The 1,133-nt window shown below is 70.8% G+C and carries 1 protein-coding gene; it reads right to left on the bottom strand.

Annotated elements, in window-relative coordinates; all coding sequences use genetic code 11:
• Positions 1 to 1,133, bottom strand: a 1,133-nt coding sequence (locus ACFT4A_RS42515; RefSeq protein WP_382842067.1) for a condensation domain-containing protein, incomplete at both ends; no start/stop codon positions are given.

Below are 1,133 nucleotides of genomic sequence, written 5' to 3' on the forward strand. Positions count from 1 at the left end.
CCCAGCAGCTCCCGCTGCCACAACGCGTAGTCCGCGTACTGCACCGGCAACGGCTCCCACACCGGAACCCGCCCCACACACCGCGCCTCGTACGCCACGGAAAGATCACGCGCCAACGGCGCCGTGGACCAACCGTCGGAAGCGACGTGATGGATGACCACGACCAGCATCCGCTCGCCCGGGCCGGCCTCGAACAGCCAGGCGCGGATCGGCACCTCCGACGACAGGTCGAAGGAATGACCGACGGCCCCGGCCACGGCGTCAGCCAGTTCCTCGGGCGCGACCGGAGTCGTGTGCAGCTCCCAGTCGAGCTCGTCCAGTTCCAGGACGTGCTGGTAGGGCTCACCGTCCGCCACCCGGAACACCGTCCGCAGCACCTCGTGCCGCCCGATCACATCCCGGAAGGCAGCGTCGAGGGCGTCGCGGTCCACCTCGTCGTTCAGCGGCAGGGCGACCGGGATGTTGTAGGCGCTGCTCGACTCTTCCAACTGGCTGATGAACCAGAGCCGTTGCTGGGCGAAGGACAGCGGCACCAGCTCCGGGCGGTCACGCTTCGTAAGGGGCGTCTGCGTCGTGGTGTCGCCGGCCAGTTGGACGGCGGCGAGCCAGGAGGCCAGCCCGGCCACGGTCGGCGCCTCGAAGAGCACCCGCAGGGGCATCTCCGCGCCCAGGAACACGCGGATACGGCTCGCAAGCCGGGCGGCCAGCAGGGAATGGCCGCCCAGGGTGAAGAAGTCGTCGTCCACGCCCACGTGTTCCAGCCCGAGGGTGTCGGCGAAGACGGCGCACAGGATCTCCTCCTGGACGGTCGCCGGTCCGCGGCCCGCTCCGTTCGAGTACCGGGGCTCCGGCAGCGCTTTGCGGTCCAGCTTCCCGTTCGGAGTCAGCGGCAGCTCATCCAGAACCACCACGGCCGACGGCACCATGTACTCGGGCAGGCGCTCGGCCACGCGTGTACGCACCGACGCCGCCAGCCCGTCATCGGGCCCGGTGGGTACGACGTAGGCGACCAGGCGGGTCTCGCCCGGGGAGTCCTCGCGCGCGACCACCGCCGCCTGCGCGACCTGCGGATGCGCCGCCACCGCCGCCCGGACCTCACCCGGCTCGATCCGGAAACCACGGATCTTCACCTG

The organism is Streptomyces sp. NPDC057099 (genome assembly GCF_042671245.1).
Taxonomy (GTDB): Bacteria; Actinomycetota; Actinomycetes; order Streptomycetales; family Streptomycetaceae; genus Streptomyces; species Streptomyces purpurascens.